At 35.7% G+C, this 17,328-nt stretch carries 20 protein-coding genes; 19 read left to right on the top strand and 1 reads right to left on the bottom strand.

What is annotated here, in order from left to right; all coding sequences use genetic code 11:
- Positions 1-73 precede the first annotated feature (73 nt).
- The 13 genes from BN999_RS05810 to BN999_RS05750 all read left to right on the top strand — a co-directional run bounded on the left by BN999_RS05810 (position 74) and on the right by BN999_RS05750 (position 10,875).
- Entirely contained in the window at positions 74-853 is a 780-nt protein-coding gene (locus tag BN999_RS05810) for a CheR family methyltransferase (protein ID WP_096270459.1), read from the top strand.
- Positions 854-1,012: 159 nt separating this feature from the next.
- Complete coding sequence (gene aroC, locus BN999_RS05805) at positions 1,013-2,179, top strand: chorismate synthase (protein WP_096270458.1); 1,167 nt, start codon at positions 1,013-1,015, stop codon at positions 2,177-2,179.
- Positions 2,180-3,259 carry a 3-dehydroquinate synthase gene (gene aroB, locus BN999_RS05800; protein WP_096270457.1) on the top strand — a complete coding sequence of 360 codons (1,080 nt, stop codon included), beginning with the start codon at positions 2,180-2,182 and terminating at the stop codon, positions 3,257-3,259.
- A complete protein-coding gene (aroA, locus tag BN999_RS05795; protein WP_096270456.1) occupies positions 3,260-4,552 on the top strand; it encodes a 3-phosphoshikimate 1-carboxyvinyltransferase in 1,293 nt (430 codons plus the stop codon).
- Between the two features lie 35 nt (positions 4,553-4,587).
- Entirely contained in the window at positions 4,588-5,835 is a 1,248-nt protein-coding gene (locus BN999_RS05790) for a tetratricopeptide repeat protein (RefSeq protein WP_255247407.1), read from the top strand.
- A gap of 32 nt (positions 5,836-5,867) precedes the next feature.
- Entirely contained in the window at positions 5,868-6,443 is a 576-nt protein-coding gene (locus tag BN999_RS05785) for a ReoY family proteolytic degradation factor (protein WP_096270455.1), read from the top strand.
- Between the two features lie 95 nt (positions 6,444-6,538).
- On the top strand, positions 6,539-6,997 hold the full coding sequence (locus tag BN999_RS05780; RefSeq protein WP_096270454.1) for a DUF2487 family protein: 459 nt from the start codon (positions 6,539-6,541) through the stop codon (positions 6,995-6,997).
- Positions 6,998-7,135: 138 nt separating this feature from the next.
- A complete protein-coding gene (locus tag BN999_RS05775) occupies positions 7,136-7,651 on the top strand; it encodes a ubiquinol-cytochrome c reductase iron-sulfur subunit (RefSeq protein ID WP_096270453.1) in 516 nt (171 codons plus the stop codon).
- 6 nt (positions 7,652-7,657) lie between these two features.
- Positions 7,658-8,332 carry a menaquinol-cytochrome c reductase cytochrome b subunit gene (gene qcrB / locus BN999_RS05770; RefSeq protein ID WP_096270452.1) on the top strand — a complete coding sequence of 225 codons (675 nt, stop codon included), beginning with the start codon at positions 7,658-7,660 and terminating at the stop codon, positions 8,330-8,332.
- Positions 8,333-8,347: 15 nt separating this feature from the next.
- Positions 8,348-9,133 (top strand): menaquinol-cytochrome c reductase cytochrome b/c subunit, encoded by a 786-nt coding sequence (locus BN999_RS05765; protein ID WP_096270451.1) that lies wholly within the window; start codon positions 8,348-8,350, stop codon positions 9,131-9,133.
- Positions 9,134-9,213: 80 nt separating this feature from the next.
- The gene (locus BN999_RS05760) at positions 9,214-9,795 is read left to right on the top strand and encodes a DUF1405 domain-containing protein (RefSeq protein ID WP_096270450.1); all 582 of its coding nucleotides are present in this window, start codon (positions 9,214-9,216) and stop codon (positions 9,793-9,795) included.
- Between the two features lie 62 nt (positions 9,796-9,857).
- A complete protein-coding gene (locus tag BN999_RS05755) occupies positions 9,858-10,124 on the top strand; it encodes a sporulation protein YpjB (RefSeq protein WP_096270449.1) in 267 nt (88 codons plus the stop codon).
- A gap of 67 nt (positions 10,125-10,191) precedes the next feature.
- Entirely contained in the window at positions 10,192-10,875 is a 684-nt protein-coding gene (locus BN999_RS05750; RefSeq protein WP_096270448.1) for a zinc metallopeptidase, read from the top strand.
- A gap of 483 nt (positions 10,876-11,358) precedes the next feature.
- On the opposite strand, the gene BN999_RS05745 is transcribed toward BN999_RS05750, so the two are convergent.
- Complete coding sequence (locus tag BN999_RS05745; RefSeq protein ID WP_176481889.1) at positions 11,359-12,231, bottom strand: YitT family protein; 873 nt, start codon at positions 12,229-12,231, stop codon at positions 11,359-11,361.
- A gap of 221 nt (positions 12,232-12,452) precedes the next feature.
- On the opposite strand from BN999_RS05745, the gene BN999_RS05740 reads away from it, so the two are divergent.
- Genes BN999_RS05740 through BN999_RS05715 form a run of 6 tightly spaced genes read left to right on the top strand, consistent with a single transcriptional unit; the run spans position 12,453 to position 17,326 of the window.
- On the top strand, positions 12,453-12,776 hold the full coding sequence (locus BN999_RS05740) for a nucleotide pyrophosphohydrolase (RefSeq protein WP_096270447.1): 324 nt from the start codon (positions 12,453-12,455) through the stop codon (positions 12,774-12,776).
- A gap of 21 nt (positions 12,777-12,797) precedes the next feature.
- Positions 12,798-13,589, top strand: a complete 792-nt coding sequence (gene dapB, locus BN999_RS05735) for a 4-hydroxy-tetrahydrodipicolinate reductase (RefSeq protein ID WP_096270446.1) — start codon at positions 12,798-12,800, stop codon at positions 13,587-13,589.
- A 20-nt stretch (positions 13,590-13,609) separates the two neighbouring features.
- Positions 13,610-14,026, top strand: a complete 417-nt coding sequence (locus tag BN999_RS05730; RefSeq protein WP_096270693.1) for a methylglyoxal synthase — start codon at positions 13,610-13,612, stop codon at positions 14,024-14,026.
- A complete protein-coding gene (bshA, locus tag BN999_RS05725) occupies positions 14,023-15,150 on the top strand; it encodes an N-acetyl-alpha-D-glucosaminyl L-malate synthase BshA (RefSeq protein ID WP_096270445.1) in 1,128 nt (375 codons plus the stop codon). The genes BN999_RS05730 and bshA overlap by 4 nt, the downstream gene beginning before the upstream one ends.
- Positions 15,151-15,164: 14 nt before the next feature.
- Positions 15,165-16,367: a CCA tRNA nucleotidyltransferase gene (locus BN999_RS05720; RefSeq protein ID WP_096270444.1), complete on the top strand. Its 1,203-nt coding sequence runs from the start codon at positions 15,165-15,167 to the stop codon at positions 16,365-16,367.
- On the top strand, positions 16,343-17,326 hold the full coding sequence (locus BN999_RS05715) for a biotin--[acetyl-CoA-carboxylase] ligase (protein WP_096270443.1): 984 nt from the start codon (positions 16,343-16,345) through the stop codon (positions 17,324-17,326). Before BN999_RS05720 ends, BN999_RS05715 begins: the two co-directional genes overlap by 25 nt.
- Positions 17,327-17,328 lie beyond the last annotated feature (2 nt).

Genomic DNA, 17,328 nt, shown 5'->3' with positions numbered 1-17,328 from the left:
CCTCCGTTTTTATAATGGAGGCTTTATTAATAAGCTAGTAAGTTAACCATAATAAATTAAAGAGGCTTGAACAATGACAGATGATTACCAATTATTTACCGAGAAAGTCTACAGTAAACTAGGAATAGATCTAAAAAAATATAAAGAAGCCCAGATGAAAAGGCGATTAACCTCTTTGCGAGACAAAAGAGGATACAAAGATTTTATTACTTATTTTAAAGCAATCAATGATGACTTGAATTTATTACATGAATTTATGGACAGAATCACGATTAATGTTTCCGAGTTCTACAGAAATCCAAAACGTTGGGAAGTATTAAAGGATTCAGTAATCCCATTAATAATTAAGAACAAGCAAGAGCTAACAATCTGGAGTGCTGCATGTTCTACAGGGGAAGAGCCATATAGTATTGCTATGTTACTTAGCGAATATTTTCCAAAGTTGAAGACTACCATTATAGCTACAGATATTGATGAAAAAGTACTTGAAAAAGCAAAACAAGGAATGTATTCTGAACAAGCTCTTAAAGAGTTACCAACTAATTTAAAAGTAAAATACTTCAAGGAAATAGGTAACCAATTTGTAGTCGATTCCGCTATTAAACGAAAAGTAACTTTTAAAAAGCATAATTTATTAGAAGATAAGTACCCAAATGATGTGGACTTAATTATATGTAGAAATGTATTGATATATTTCACTGATAATGCAAAGGATACTATTTACCAAAACTTCTCCAATGCACTAACGAATAACGGCATTTTGTTTGTCGGTAGTACCGAACAAATCTTTAGCCCAAATAAATTTAGACTAGCTTTACTCGATACTTTTTTCTATCAGAAAATAAGTCAATAGTAAAAATACTCTTATCGACTCAGATTAAGAGTATTTTTTTCTATTATTGGTCTCACTTAGTTTATACTAAAAGTAGGATGTTTTGATTATAATCATAACTAGTATTTAATAATACATATAGCAATCTTTGGAATTTAGATGTCAAAGGAGAGAAAAATAATGCGCTACTTAACAGCAGGTGAATCACATGGAAAGCAATTAACAACGATAATAGAAGGAATTCCAGCGCAAATGCCTTTATTAAAAGAAAATATTAATGAGTCGTTATTTCGAAGACAAAAAGGGTACGGACGTGGAAAGAGAATGCAAATCGAAAAAGATCTAGTAGAAATTACAAGTGGAGTTCGCCACGGTTACACGCTAGGATCGCCCATTTCTCTCGTAATTCATAATGATGATTATAAACACTGGAAAGATATTATGGGCGAAGACCCTATCGATGAACAAATCTCTTTAAGACGAGTAGTTACTAGACCAAGACCAGGGCATGCCGATTTAAATGGTGCTTTAAAATATGGACATAGAGATATGCGCAATGTTCTGGAGCGGTCTTCTGCTCGTGAAACAGCTGCTAGAGTGGCTGCTGGTGCAGTGGCGAAAACGATGTTACGTCATTTAGGTATCGAGATATGTGGCTATGTAAGTGAAATCGGTGGAGTACAAGCGGATGAATTCTCTTCTAGATCCATGAAGGAAAGACAGGAAATATCAGAAGATTCACCAGTCAGGACCTTGGATAAAATTGCTGAAGAGAAGATGATGGAAAGAATAGATCTGGCTAAAAAGAACGGTGATTCATTGGGGGGGATCACGGAAGTATATGTAGAAGGAATGCCAGCTGGAATTGGGTCTTATGTGCATTATGACCGGAAATTAGATAGTAGAATCGCAGGAGCTGTTGTTAGTATTAATGCATATAAAGGTGTAGAATTTGGTATTGGTTTTGAAGCTGCGAGAAGGAATGGTAGTGAAGTCCATGATGAGATTTGTTTTGAAAAAGATTATGGCTATTTTCGAAATACTAATCGTTTAGGTGGATTCGAAGGTGGGATGACTACCGGTATGCCTATCGTTGTAAGAGGGGTAATGAAGCCAATCCCAACTTTAATGAAGCCCTTAAAAAGTGTGGATATTGAAACAAAAGAAAGTTTTCAAGCTAGTGTCGAACGATCAGATGCCTGTGCAGTACCTGCTGCGGCAGTAGTAATGGAACATGTTGTTGCTTTTGAACTAGCTAGGGCACTTCTTGAGCAATTTCCACATGATCGCTTTTCCGTACTAAAAGAAACTATTAATCAATACCGGGAAGATATAAGGAGTTTCTAAATGAACACTATTCATATTAAATCCGCTATTCAATCCTATGATATTGTAATCGGCAACAAGATACGTCATCTGGTTGGAAAGTATCTACCGAGAAGTTATTCTGCTATTCTTATTATTTCTGATTCAAATGTAGCTAATCTGTACATGGAGGACATTGCTCATGCCTTTACTGACCAGGAAGTCTATATTGAAGTTATTAGTCCAGGGGAACAGGCAAAGAACATCAACACGTATTATTATCTTCAAACAAAGGCTATTGAATATCAACTTGATAGAAAATCACTTATCATTGCTTTAGGTGGAGGAGTAGTTGGTGACTTGTCCGGTTTTGTTGCAGCTACTTTTATGCGAGGTATCGATTATGTTCAAATTCCGACTACAATACTGGCACATGATAGCAGTGTTGGTGGTAAGGTAGCAATTAATCATGAAAATGGAAAGAATCTAATTGGAAGTTTCTATCCTCCCGTATTAGTGTTCTATGACACAGATATGCTTAAAACTCTTCCTCAAAGAGAAGTACGCTCTGGATATGCAGAACTTATAAAAGAAGCAATGCTTGCTGATTTAGATTTACTAAATAGATTATTGAACGTTTCCTTACCTGCGGTTAATATGGAAGAAACAACGTATTTACTTGAAAAAGGGATGCGGATCAAAGCAGATATTGTCGAACTTGATGAGAAAGAATCTGGTACACGAATGTATTTAAATTTAGGACATACATTGGGGCATGCATTGGAAACCAAATTAGGTTATGGGGTCATCACGCATGGAGAAGCGGTTGCAATTGGGTTATTGTTTGCGGTTTATGTCAGCAATAATGAACTTAAAGCGGAAATCCCAATACATAAGTTGAAAACATGGCTTAATCAAAACCAATATCCATTAGATATACCCTCTGAAATAATCGATGATTTAGTGAACATTATGAAGCGAGATAAAAAGACGATCCATAAACAAGTTCAAATGATTTTACTTCAAGGTATATCAGAACCAGTAGTTCATATGATTGACGACTTAAAGTTAAGGAAGTATCTGACTGCCTTTGTAATGGAGGAAATGAAGGGAGGGATATAGATGCCTGTTTTACCAAACCAAGATTCTATACGCATATATGGTTCATTGGAAGTCCCAGGAGATAAATCAATTTCACATCGTGCAGTAATACTCGGGTCTATCTCTAAAGGGACAACAACAATAAATAATTTTTTAGACAGTGAGGACTGTATGCGAACTGTCGACGCTTTTCGATTAATGGGCGTTGAAATCAAGAAATCTGGTAATACACTACAGATAGATGGAAAAGGAAAGAGTGGATTAGAGGAGCCACTGGAGCCAATATACTTTGGGAATTCTGGAACAACAGCGAGACTGATGCTTGGATTACTAACAAGTCTACCATTCTCCTCACTCGTTTATGGAGATTCCTCATTAGTTAACCGCCCTATGGACAGAGTAATTGTTCCGCTTGCGAAAATGGGTGGGAAATTTATTGGTAGAAAACAAACAAACTATCTTCCAATAGCACTTGATGGTGGTAATCTACATGGAATAACCTATCATATGCCTGTAAATAGTGCGCAAGTAAAATCGGCTATTCTTTTAGCAGGTATAGGTGCAAAAGGAGTAACAAAGGTAATTGAGAGTTATCCAACACGTAACCATACGGAAAACATGTTGCGAGCTTTCGGGGCTAATATTAAAGTAAAGCATAACGAAATTGAAGTGAATGCAAGTGGAGTTTTACGTGGAACTGACGTTTATGTTCCAGGTGATATTTCATCTGCGGCATTTTTACTTACTGCGGCAGCGATTATTCCTGGTAGTAGCTTAATCATTAAAAATGTTGGGATAAATGAGACTAGATCAGGGGTTATAGAAGTACTAGAGGAAATGGGAGCAAGCATTTCGATTGAGAACAAAACCGTAGTTGGTGGAGAATTATTAGGTGATATTCATATAGAATACCGGGCATTAAGTGGAATTACAATTGAAGGGGAGATTATCCCGAGGCTTATTGATGAAATTCCAATCATTGCTTTACTGGCTACACAAGCAGAAGGGAAAACTATCATTCGGAATGCAGAGGAGTTAAAAGTGAAGGAAACGGATAGGATTCAAGCTATTGTGGATGTATTAACTTCTCTTGGTGCACACATTGATGCAACTGAAGATGGCATGGTAATCATAGGGAAGTCTACCTTAAAAGGTGGAACGGTCAAGTCGTACCATGACCATCGTATAGCTATGATGGCTGTAATCGCCTCTCTAATAACAGAGGGGAATGTTACGATTGATGATTTATCATCTGTGTCTATATCTTACCCAAGCTTTATGAATGATTTAAAAGCAGTCATTCAAAAAGCATAAATCTATGAGAATGTTGAATAGAAAGGAATTTGTAAGTGACAGTTCTAGAAGAAGCTAATAAATTAATGGAAATGGATAAAGTTGATCAAGCAATTGACCTTATTACTAGTCATTTGGAATATGCAACAGATGATGAAAAGTTTGGCTGTGCGGAGTTTTATATGAATTGGGGCTTCTTACTTGAAGCAGAAGATATACTATTAAACTTATTACAGAACTATCCTGAAGAAAGTGAACTAAAATTGTTATTAACAGATATCTATATAGAACAACAGATGGACGAAAAAGCAATTGACCTATTAAATTCTATTCCTAAAGATGACGAAGCATATTTACAATCGTTAGTTGCACTTGCTGATCTTTATCAATCTCAAGGCCTATTTGAAGTTGCTGAGCAAAAGCTTCAGTTTGCAAAGGAAATTAGCCCAACAGAGCCGATTATAGATTTGGCCCTAGGAGAGCTTTATTATTCTTTAGGTGATTTTAAACGAGCTATAACGTTTTATGAAAAGTCATTAAAAATAGAAGTACCAAATATACCAATTCATGAAAGATTAGCTGAATCTTATCTGAACGTTGGAGAATTCGAACTAGCACTCTCTTTTTATGAGAAAACAACGAATAAGAATTCAGATACATTATTCAAATATGGATTCGCTGCTTTTGAAGCAGACCGAAAGGATATTGCTATTAATGTTTGGAATGAATTAATTGAAGAAGATCCATACTACCATACTGCTTACATGCAACTAGCCAAGGCATACGAGGAAGAAGAGCGAATACAAGAGGCATACGAGACATCAGTTAAAGGTATTAAAATGGACGAATTTAATAAGGAATTATATTTCCTAGCAGGAAGTTTAGCGCATCAAATAGGGCTTGAGGAAGAAACCGAGCAATACATGCGAGAAGCGGTTAACTTAGATGCAGATTATAAAGAAGCAGTCTTGTTCCTCATTGAAATATTGAAAGAAAAAGAAAGACATGAAGATATTATTGAATTAATTAAAGTAGTCAAAGAAACTGGTGGAGAAGATCCATTATATGATTGGGAGTTAGCACGTGCATTTAATGAAATTGAATCATATAATGATGCATTAAATTACTATCAAGAAGCATATAATAGCTTACAACATGATAATGACTTCCTAAAAGAATACGGCTATTTCTTAATGGAAGAAGGGAGGAACTCAGAAGCGATTAAAGTGTTTACTGCATATTTACAAGATGATCCACAAGATGATGAGATTGTAGAATATGTAAATCGCCTAAAGCAAATGTAAATTAAGGCAGTAGGGAGGAGGTAGTTAACTCTATGCAAGCTCCGGTATCGGTTAAAGATAAAAAGAAATTTTTACAGTGGTTTCTTAATAATTATCAATTGAAAAAAAGGGAAAGTGTATGGATATTAAACTATCTTATTAATCATCATGAAATTTTAGAAAATGTTCATTTTGTTCACGATGCAAAATTTTGTTTGCGAAGTGTAATTATTACAAGTCAATGTTCAAAAGAAGTTCCATTTCGCTTTTATAAAAATCATTTGGTGACAACAGATGCTGAAAAAGCTTTTCATGATATCCGTTTAAATCAACATGAATCCCTTTATATTCAATTAAACTTTAACAATGCAAACCAGAATCATATGTATGCTGCCGTTTTAGAGGAAAACCCCTTTGTTCCCGATGAATATATGATAACCCAACAGGATAAAGAAAATGCATCTATTCTTTTGGAACGTTCATTATATGAATTTCAGAAGAGGCAATTATTAGATCAAATTGACCGGACATTAGATGAAGACAACCGGGAGGAATTTCACAAACTAGTAAAAGAGCTTCGAATCCTTGAGGCAAAAATGTTAAGTCAACCTAGCTTGCAAGAGCAATAGGTTGATTTTTTTTGTGTTCATGCGTAACCTTTATATTGAAATTAAGATAATATTTTACTATTCTTGGTAAATACTATAGAGAGGTGACTACATAAATGCAATGGATTAAAAAGGATATGGAATTATATGTTGGGTCTAAAGAATATATTGATACCGCAATTATACCAATTTTGCCTTTTCAAATGTCTCAAGAAGGAAACTTGAGTAAAAGTACTTCAAAACGAGAAATATTATCAATTTTTGCAACAGAAATTGAGAATGAATTGTCTGGGAGACTGCTGCTAATTCCAAATTATTATTACTTGGAATATGGAGATAAAGTAGAAGAAATGGAGCGACTCAACAAGTGGACCAAAGAAATACAGGCACAACCATTTAAACATGTGTTTGTTTTAACATTTGACTCAGGATGGAAGCGGTATGAAAAAGACATGAGTGCAAATCTATTGTGGTTACCGGGATTTCAGGCAGAAAATCCGAATTCAGATGAGTTAAGGCAGATGATCCGAGGTCAAGTATCTGATGTTGTGGAACTTATTCGTAGTTATTGGTAAATTCAACTAAAAAGTGAAATCTTTCAGAACAAAGATGGATATTTATTGACCAAGCAGTTAGTTTGCGCTATCATGGTAATGTCCTAGTAATCTGATTAAAATTATTGTCCGTGATTATTGTGAAGAGGGGGGAAAATCATGAGCGAAGATAAGCAACAAGTATCCCGTCGTCAATTTCTAAATTATACACTAACTGGTGTTGGTGGTTTTATGGCAGCTGGTATGCTTGCACCGATGCTCAGAATGGCAATTGACCCAGTTTTACAATCAACATCAAGCGAAGGTGAATTTGTAAACGTTGGTCTTGCCGTTGAAGATATCACAACAACACCTCAACGTGTCGATTGGCAAATTGAACAAGTAGATGGTTGGTATCAGTCTAAACCTGGTAGGTCTGCATGGGTCTATAAGGATGATAATGGTAACATTATTGCACTTTCCCCAGTATGTACACATTTAGGATGTGTTGTATCTTGGGAAGGTAATGATAGTCATCCAAACGAGTTTTTCTGCCCATGTCATGATGGACGCTATACCAAGGATGGTGTAAACATTCCTGGAACACCACCATTAGCTCCACTTGCTACATATGAGCAAAAAGTGGAAAACGGAATTCTTTATTTAGGAAAAGCAATATCTAGAAAGGGGGCGTAATGATTTATGCTACAGAAAATTTATGACTGGATTGATGAGCGTGTCGATATTACGCCTATCTGGCGGGATATTGCTGACCATGAAGTACCAGAGCACGTAAACCCTGCACATCACTTTTCTGCATTTGTTTACTGTTTTGGTGGATTAACATTCTTTGTGGTAGTCATCCAAATATTATCTGGTATGTTTTTAACAATGTACTATGTTCCAGATATTGAAAACGCTTGGAAATCTGTTTATTACTTGCAAACAGAAGTTGCCCATGGACAGATTGTTCGTGGTATGCACCATTGGGGTGCTAGTGTAGTTATCGTCATGCTTTTATTACATACTTTGAGAGTGTTCTTCCAAGGAGCATATAAGAAACCTCGTGAGTTAAACTGGATGGTTGGGGTATTGATTTTCTTCATAATGCTAGGTTTAGGTTTCACTGGTTACTTATTACCTTGGGATAACAAAGCATACTTTGCTACTCAAGTTGGACTTCAAATGGCAGAGCAAGTACCTATTATTGGTGATCAATTGAAGATATTACTTGCAGGTGATGATGAAATCGTAGGGGCACAAACTTTAACTCGTTTCTTCGCGATTCATGTGTTCTTCTTGCCAGCAGCACTATTTGCTTTATTGGCGGCTCACTTCATCTTAATCCGTAGACAGGGTATTTCTGGACCACTATAAAAGGAGGGGAAAGCTATGCATAAGGGAAAAGGTATGAAATTTGTTGGTGACTCTCGTGTTTCCGCAGATCGTACATTATCAAAAATACCTAAAGATTATTCTGAGTATCCTGGAAGAACAGAAGCTTTTTGGCCCAACTTTTTATTAAAAGAGTGGTTAGCAGGTTCCGTGTTCTTAGTAGGATTTATGTGTTTAACATTAGCACATCCTTCTCCATTAGGAGGATTAGCTGATCCAACGAATGCTGCATTCATACCATTACCAGATTGGTATTTCTTGTTCTTGTATGAATTATTAAAATATAAATTTGCAAGTGGAGAATATATCCTTCTAGGTATGATAGGTATTCCAGGACTTGCATTCGGTGCACTACTTCTTGCTCCATTCTTAGATAATGGACCAGGACGCAGACCGCATCAACGTCCAATTGCTGTAATCATGATGTTATTAGCATTAACTGCTACAGTATGGTTAACATATACTTCTGCAGCGCATGTTGATTGGGAAGCTCGTGCTGCAATGGATCAACCAGTACCACCTAATTCATTGGAAATTGATACATCTCATGAAGGATTTGCTCTTTATGAAGCAAGTTGTTTATCCTGTCATGGTGATGCACTTCAAGGTGGAGCTGCTGGACCGTCACTTGTTGGTATCGAACGTTCCGCAGAAGAAATTGGTGTTATTGCTAGGGAAGGTACTGAAGGTGGAATGCCTGCAGGTATTTTCACTGGTACTGATGAAGAACTAGAACAACTGGTTGACTTTATTTTGACTGTAAACGAACAGGCTGCAGAATAATCTAAATGCCTTTAAAGCACCTTTGCCTAACTGGTAAAGGTGCTTTTTCATCAATAAAGGAGGAGGACAAAATCAAATATATGTTCAAGGCACTATTATTAGATAAACGCTTCCTAATACTATTATTTGTCATAAACCTCTTTGGTACAATATATGGGTATGAATGGTATGGATGGCAATTAGAAAAAACTCCTGATATTTTCTTGATTTTTGTACCAGATAGCCCAACGGCGAGTTTGTTTTTTACAATCTTTTTGTTCTTCTTCATATTTAAGAAACACTTTCCGTTAATTGAAGCGCTTGCCATTATTACGTTATTCAAATATGGCGTTTGGGCCGTTGTCATGAATGTATTAACATTATGGATTAATGGAAGCCTGCCTCCTGAAGCTTATATGTTAATTGTTTCACACGCAGCAATGGCAATTCAGGGATTGCTCTATGCACCATTCTATAAGATTAGAGTTGTTCATATTGTGATTGCAGCAATATGGACTCTTCATAATGACATAATTGATTATGTATTTGGAATGATGCCAATTTATTCTTCCCTAACAGATTATATGAATGAAATTGGATACTTCACTTTTTGGCTAAGCATTCTATCCATTTTTATTGCGTATAGAATGACTATTAGTCGAAAAAATAAGCCGAGCCTATAAAGTTATATAATGGTATCATTTTTCATACATTTATAGAGATTAAAATAAAAGAGGTGATCTCTATGAATAAAACATCATTAATGAAGATTATCATCTGGTTAATCATAGGGATTATTTTGTATTTTGTTATGGAAGCTCTTATAGGTGAGGAAGTTAGTGCCAATATAGAAGCACAAGGGAAAGAAAACGATGAATTGTTTCCCTTTTATTGGTTATTAATAATCGTTGGTGGGATTATAGCAAGCACATTATCTTACGTAAGTTGGAGAAAATATAAAGGTGAAAAAAACGAGCAGCATTCTAAGAGCAACAACAAATCAATTGACTGAATGATAAAATTTGACTAAAATTGACTATAAGGAACTATGTAAATTCATCTTATGGAGGAATTAAGAAATGGGTTTAGGATCATATTTAATTTATATTGCTCTACTTATGATAATCCCGCTTTGGGCACAATCTAGAGTAAAAAGTACCTATAAAAAATATTCAAAAGTATCAACATCATCTATGATGACTGGTGCACAAGTTGCTCGAAAAATATTAGATGATAATGGTCTTTATGATGTAGAAATACAAGAAACAAAAGGAATGCTAACGGACCACTACGATCCTCGTAAGAAAGTTGTAAGACTTTCTACTGGTATTTATCATGGTCATTCCATGTCATCCTCTGCTGTAGCCGCCCATGAAGTTGGACACGCTATTCAGGATGCAGAATCTTATGCGTTCTTAAAATTTAGAAGCGCGTTAGTACCAGTTGCCAATTTTGGTTCTAATATTTCATTTTTCCTTATCCTTGCTGGTTTATTATTAGACATGACTGGACTCGCGACTATTGGAGTTATTTTCTTCGCAGGTGCTGTTTTGTTCCAATTAGTAACTTTACCAGTGGAATTTGATGCATCAAACCGAGCGATGGCTCAATTAGTATCAACAGGAGTTATTCGTAACAATGAGGAACGAGACACGAAAAAGGTATTAAATGCTGCGGCTATGACATATGTAGCAGCTGCTTTAGTTGCTGTGGCAGAGTTAATACGATTTATTTTAATGATCGTTGCTAGTAATCAAGAGTAATAAGAATAAAATAGTTAGATAATAAAATCCGAACTAAACTCGAAATTCTTCCAAAAGAATTCGTACTAGTTCGGATTTTTTCCTTTTTATCTTCTCAAACCCTAATCTCAAATTTGTTAGAGACTGTGCGGCTAATAATCTAACTTTGAGCAACATACCCGCTACGGAAATACACTCCGCTTTCCGCGGGCGGCTGGTGAGCCTCCTCAGAGCTAAAGCTCTTGCGGGGTCTCACCGATGCCTATCCTCCCGCAGGAGTCTCCGTGTATTTCCTTCGCTGGTGTAGAGAGGTTTAAAACAGCACACAGTTTTTAAGAATTAAATTGAACAACTATCTATTTAAAGAAAACTAAACCAGCGGAGTATTCTGCCGGAGCGGTGTCTTACAGCTATAACTATTAACTAATTGTGTTGTAAATAAACTAGTTACCGCACAGTTTCTATCTACTATTAATTAGTAGCCCAACAAAACTTTCTGGCAACCTAATCATTTATCGGGTTTTTATTTTCGTCTAATGTAAATCCTTCTCCTAACACGTCATGTACTGCACCTACGGCAACAAATGCATGTGGATCAATGGAATTGATGATGTTTTTAAGTTTTACTATTTCATTTTTACCCACAACACAGTATAGAACATCACGTTTTTCACCCGTGAAGCTGCCTCGTCCATCTAATACAGTAACTCCTCGGTCCATCTTCTTCATTATTTCTTGAGCAATTTTATCACTTTGAGATGATATAATCGTAGCACCTCTAGCGGTATAAGCTCCTTCTTGAATAAAATCAATAACCCTTGCGCCAACATAAACGGCAACTAATGTATACATTCCTTGTGCGAGTTCTAAAATAGTGAAAATTGAGGTAGCAATAACAAGGAAGTCAAACAAAAACATTGTTCTTCCCATACTCCACCCAATGTATTTATGGACAATTCTCGCAATAATGTCTACCCCGCCAGTAGTACCACCATAGCGGAACACAATACCAAGCCCGACCCCAATAAATACACCGGCAAATAAGGAAACAAGAAACATGTCTTGTTGCAGATGTATATCAAAAGGATTTATTTGAAAAACGCTCAAGAACAATGAAACGGACAACGTTCCGATGATGGTATAAAAAAACGTATTTCTCCCAAGGAATTTCCAACCGACAATAAGAATGGGTATGTTTAAGATTATGTTAGTAATGGCAGGGTCCCACCGGAATGCAAAGAACAAAATGAGCGTGATACCAGTAAATCCACCTTCTCCTAAATTATGTTGCATATTAAAGTGAACGATTCCAAAAGAAAATATGGCAGCCCCAAGTAAAATAAATATGATATTCTTAATTTTTAAGCCGAAAATCATTGTTGCACCTCCAATTATGTATGAACCGCCAAGATAACCCCTATATTAATAGTTAGTACATTCATAGTTGTTTTGTCCAGGCGTCCTCTACGCTTTTCTCATTATAATCAATATAAAGTTGTAGAACAATGTTTTACCTAGCTAAATTATTTGTCAAATATACAGCTATTCGCTAACATTAAAGAATAGATTAGATAGAAGGAGTCGGATGAACCATTACTATGAGAGGTTTAACAATAGAGGAAGTCCAAAAAAGAGTAGATGATTATATAAGTCAATATAAAGAAGGATACTTTTCCCCACTTGCCTTGATGGCTCGGCTAACTGAAGAAGTAGGTGAACTTGCCCGTGAAGTAAACCATTATCATGGTGAGAAGCCAAAGAAGGTAACAGAAGAGGCGAATACAATAGAAGATGAATTAGGAGATATTATCTTTGTCATCACTTGTATAGCTAATTCACTTCAAATAGATCTCTCTGATTCATTTAATCGATCCATGACTAAATTTGAAACAAGAGATAAGGATAGATGGACCAAAAAGTAACTGCATCAGGAGGAAATTAATATGAGTATAAAAATTGTTATTGCAGGTCCCCGTGGTCGAATGGGCAGTGAGGCCGTCAATATGGTACTAGAAGAACCAAACTTTGAATTAGTTGCTTGTATTGACCGAAAAAAAACAGGAATATCAACATTAGCTGAGAAAGGTATTCCTGTCTATCAAAATCCTGAAGAAGCGTTTTATGGAAGACAAGTTGATGTATTAATTGATTTAACTGTTGCGGAAGCGAGTTTTAATCATATAATAATGGCATTACAAAAGAATATCCGCTGTGTTGTCGGAACAACTGGATTTACTGCTGAACAGATAGAAGATATACGTAGAGTAGCTAGTGAAACTAAAACTGGATGTATTATCGCACCAAATTTTGCTATCGGGGCTATTCTTATGATGCATTTCTCCACAATTGCAGCAAAATTTCTAACTGATGTCGAAATAATTGAAAAGCACCATGATAACAAAATTGATGCACCTTCTGGTACAGCCATAAAAACTGCCGAAATGATTAAAACAGTCCGTGATACGAAGAGACAAGGTCACCACGATGAAATAGAAGTTCTGAAAGGCGCAAGAGGAGCAGTTGATGATGGGATACATATTCATAGTGTTCGATTACCGGGATTAGTTGCTCATCAAGAAGTAATCTTTGGTGGTGAGGGACAGCAATTAACAATAAAGCATGATTCCATGAATAGAAAGTCTTTTATGGATGGGATAAAAATATCGGTAAACAAAGTTTTTGATTTAGAAGAACTTGTTTATGGATTAGAGAATGTTCTCGATTTCGAGTCATAATGGGAGGTGGCTAATTGAATATGAATATTGCACTTATTGCCCATAACGAAAAAAAGCCCATTATTATAAACTTTGCACTTGCGTATAAACATGTTTTAGAGAAGCATAATTTATTTGCTACTGGTACTACTGGTCAAATGATAAGTGATGAAACGGGCCTTTCTATTCATAAGTTTCAATCAGGTCCCTTAGGCGGTGACCAACAAATAGGTGCCATGATAGCAAATAATGAAATGGATATGGTTATTTTTTTCAGAGACCCGTTAACCGCTCAGCCACATGAACCTGACGTAAGTGCACTTATTAGACTATGCGATGTACATCAAATTCCACTCGCTACCAATATTAGTTCTGCTGAGATATTTATTCATGGTCTAAATAGAGGGGATATGGATTGGAGAAAAGTATTAAAAGAGAGAAGAGATAAGGAAGTATGAATAAAATTGGAATCACATGTTATCCAACAGTAGGTGGGTCTGGTGTTATTGCTACAGAGCTAGGCATGTTGCTAGCTGAGCAAGGATATGAAATTCATTTTATAACATCCGGCTTACCTTTTCGACTGAATCAAGTTCATCCCAATATATATTATCATGAGGTGGAGATGAGTCATTACCCAGTATTTCAGTATCCACCATATGATTTAGCACTAGCTACCAAAATGGCGGAAGTGATTGATAGAGAGGAATTAGATATTCTCCATGTTCATTATGCGCTACCACATGCGGTCTGTGCTATTTTGGCACGTGATATGGCTAAACGTAAAGTGAAAATTGTTACAACACTTCATGGTACGGATATAACGGTTCTAGGTATAGATAATACATTTAAACGGATGATTAAATATGGTATAGAGAGATCAGATGCTGTAACTGCAGTATCGAAAGATCTGGTCGTGCAAACCAAATCAATGATTGATGTAGAGAAAGATATACAAGTCATCTACAATTTTGTTAATGAAGAGCAGTATTATAAAAAAGATTTAAAACATATTAAATCCCAGTATGGAATCCAAGAGGACGAAAAAGTAATTATTCACATTTCTAATTTTCGAAAAGTGAAACGGTTAGATGATATTGTCCATACATTTAACTTAATTCGGGAAGATATCAATGCAAAACTTCTCCTAGTTGGAGACGGTCCAGAATACTCAAATACTGTTCAGTTAGTTGACAAGCTAGGTCTAGAAAACGATGTCTTATTTCTAGGTAAACAAAAAAATATTAGTGATCTTCTTTCGATATCAGACTTAAATTTACTACTGTCTGAAAAAGAGAGCTTTGGATTGGTACTATTAGAAGGAATGGCGTGTGAAGTTCCTTGTATTGGAACCAATGTTGGTGGAATACCTGAAGTTATTGTACAAGAAGAAACAGGATTTGTTGTTGAATTAGGAGATGTAGAAATGGCAGCCGTTTACGCCAAAAGACTACTGTCAGATGATGAATTATTGAAGGAATTTTCAAAAAACTCCTTAAGACACGTAAAGGATCATTTCCATTCTAGTAGCATCTTAAAGAAATATATAAGTTTGTATAAGGATGTATTACAAGATAAGTAAAATAGAGGTGTAGTATGAGCCTATTAACAGAGCCTTTCCAAGATGCACTATATGTAATTGAAAAAATTGAACAGGCAGGACACCAAGCCTTTTTTGTTGGAGGGTGTGTTCGTGATTCACTGTTAGAACGTCCTATTGGTGATATAGATATTACCACGTCGGCTAAGCCAGACAAGATTCAAGAAATCTTTGATGAGGTAATTCCTGTTGGAATTGAACACGGTACTGTAATTGTCAGGTACCATGATGTTTCCTATGAAGTAACTACTTTTCGTGTTGAAAGTGATTATTCCGATGGCCGTCATCCGGATTCGGTTCAATTTATCGATAAAATTGACCTAGATTTGGCACGTCGTGATTTTACTATCAATGCTTTAGCGATGGATAAGTATGGGAATATCCTTGATTTATTTAAAGGTAAAGAAGATTTACATAATGGACTACTTCGAACGGTTGGAAATGGAAAAGAGCGATTAAAAGAGGATCCTCTTCGTATTTTACGAGCTATACGCTTTTCAAGTCAGTTAGGTTTTAAAATTGAAAAAGATACGCTCTATGCTATTAATGATGTAAAGCCATCATTAGAAGGGTTAGCTGTTGAGCGAATTACTGTAGAACTAGAGAAGTTATTTGCGGGTAAGTTTGTTAGATTAGGACTAAAGTATATGAATGACTTAGGTATTGAGAAGCACTTACCTATTTTAAATAATTATCAAATATTACAAAAGCTAGGCGATAGAATCCGACCGGTTCATTCATTAGAAGAAGTGGTTTGCCTTATTCACCAAACTGAACCAAGTATTGATATACGGACAATTACAAAAGGTTGGAAATGCTCAAATAAAGTGCTAAATAAAGCAATCATTTTAAATGATGCAATTAACTATTACAAGTCTCATGATTTAACTAACATACTTGTTTATAAACTATTACCTGATTTACATATGTCTTTTGCTCGATTAACAGAGATCCTTTTTACTCAAAAAGTTAATGAGAAAAAGTTATTTAGACTTAAAAGTAATTTAGTAATTTATTCAAAAAAAGACCTAGCTATTAATGGAAATGATATAATAGAACTGTTTCCAGATAGGAAAAGAGGACCTTGGATTCAGGATATTATTACACAAATTGAAGAATTAGTAGTTGAAGGTAAGATTGAAAATAATAATTCAATATTAAAGGACTGGATAAAATGGAATCCACCCGGAGTAAACTAATACAAGTACTATCCATTAATAATGGAAACTTTATTTCAGGTCAAGAAATCTCTGATATGTTAAAGATTTCTCGAAGTGCAATTTGGAAACATATGAAAGAATTAGAAAAAGATGGCTATGTGATAGAGGCAAAGCGTAACAAAGGATATCGAATCATTAAATCCCCGCACAAAGTTAGTGAAAACACAGTACAATGGGGACTTGATACGAAGTGGTTAGGAAAGTCAATCATCCATAAAGAAACAACGTCATCTACCCAATCCATAGCACATCAATTAGCGATGGATAATGCTCCACATGGGACTGTTGTTTTAGCTGATGAACAAACAGCTGGAAAAGGAAGATTAAAACGTGAGTGGTACAGTGCAAAAAACAAGGGAATTTGGATGAGTATTATTTTACGACCTAAAATCTTACCTTATCAAGCACCTCAACTAACGTTACTTACGGCAACAGTGTTAGCTGATGTTATAAGTAAAGAATTAAAATTAGATGCCAAAATAAAATGGCCAAATGACATTATACTAAAAGACAAAAAAGTTTCAGGAATATTAACCGAGATGCAGGCAGAACAGGATCAAATTCAATACATTATTATCGGTATTGGCATGAATGTCAATCATGACCATAATGAAATTCCGGATAGCATCCAATCCAGAGCAACATCTTTATTAATCGAATCCGGAAAAGTGGATATTACGAGGTTAATCCAGAGTATCTTTGTCCAGTTCGAGAAGTCCTATGCCGAATATCTTAACCAGAGTTTCTCCATTATAAAAGAAAGATGGGAAAGCTATGGTTATCGTTTAGGCGAACGAATAAAATTAAAAACATTCCAAAATGAGCAAGAAGTAATTCTATCTGGCATTGCGGAGGATGGGGCACTACTTGCTAAGTATGAAGATGGTTCCATTCAAAAGATATATTCAGGTGAAATAGATTGGTTCCGTAACCTGTAACC

The organism is Paucisalibacillus globulus (assembly GCF_900184735.1).
Lineage (GTDB): Bacteria > Bacillota > Bacilli > Bacillales > Amphibacillaceae > Ornithinibacillus > Ornithinibacillus globulus_B.
This window is presented reverse-complemented; position numbering and strand designations above follow the sequence as displayed.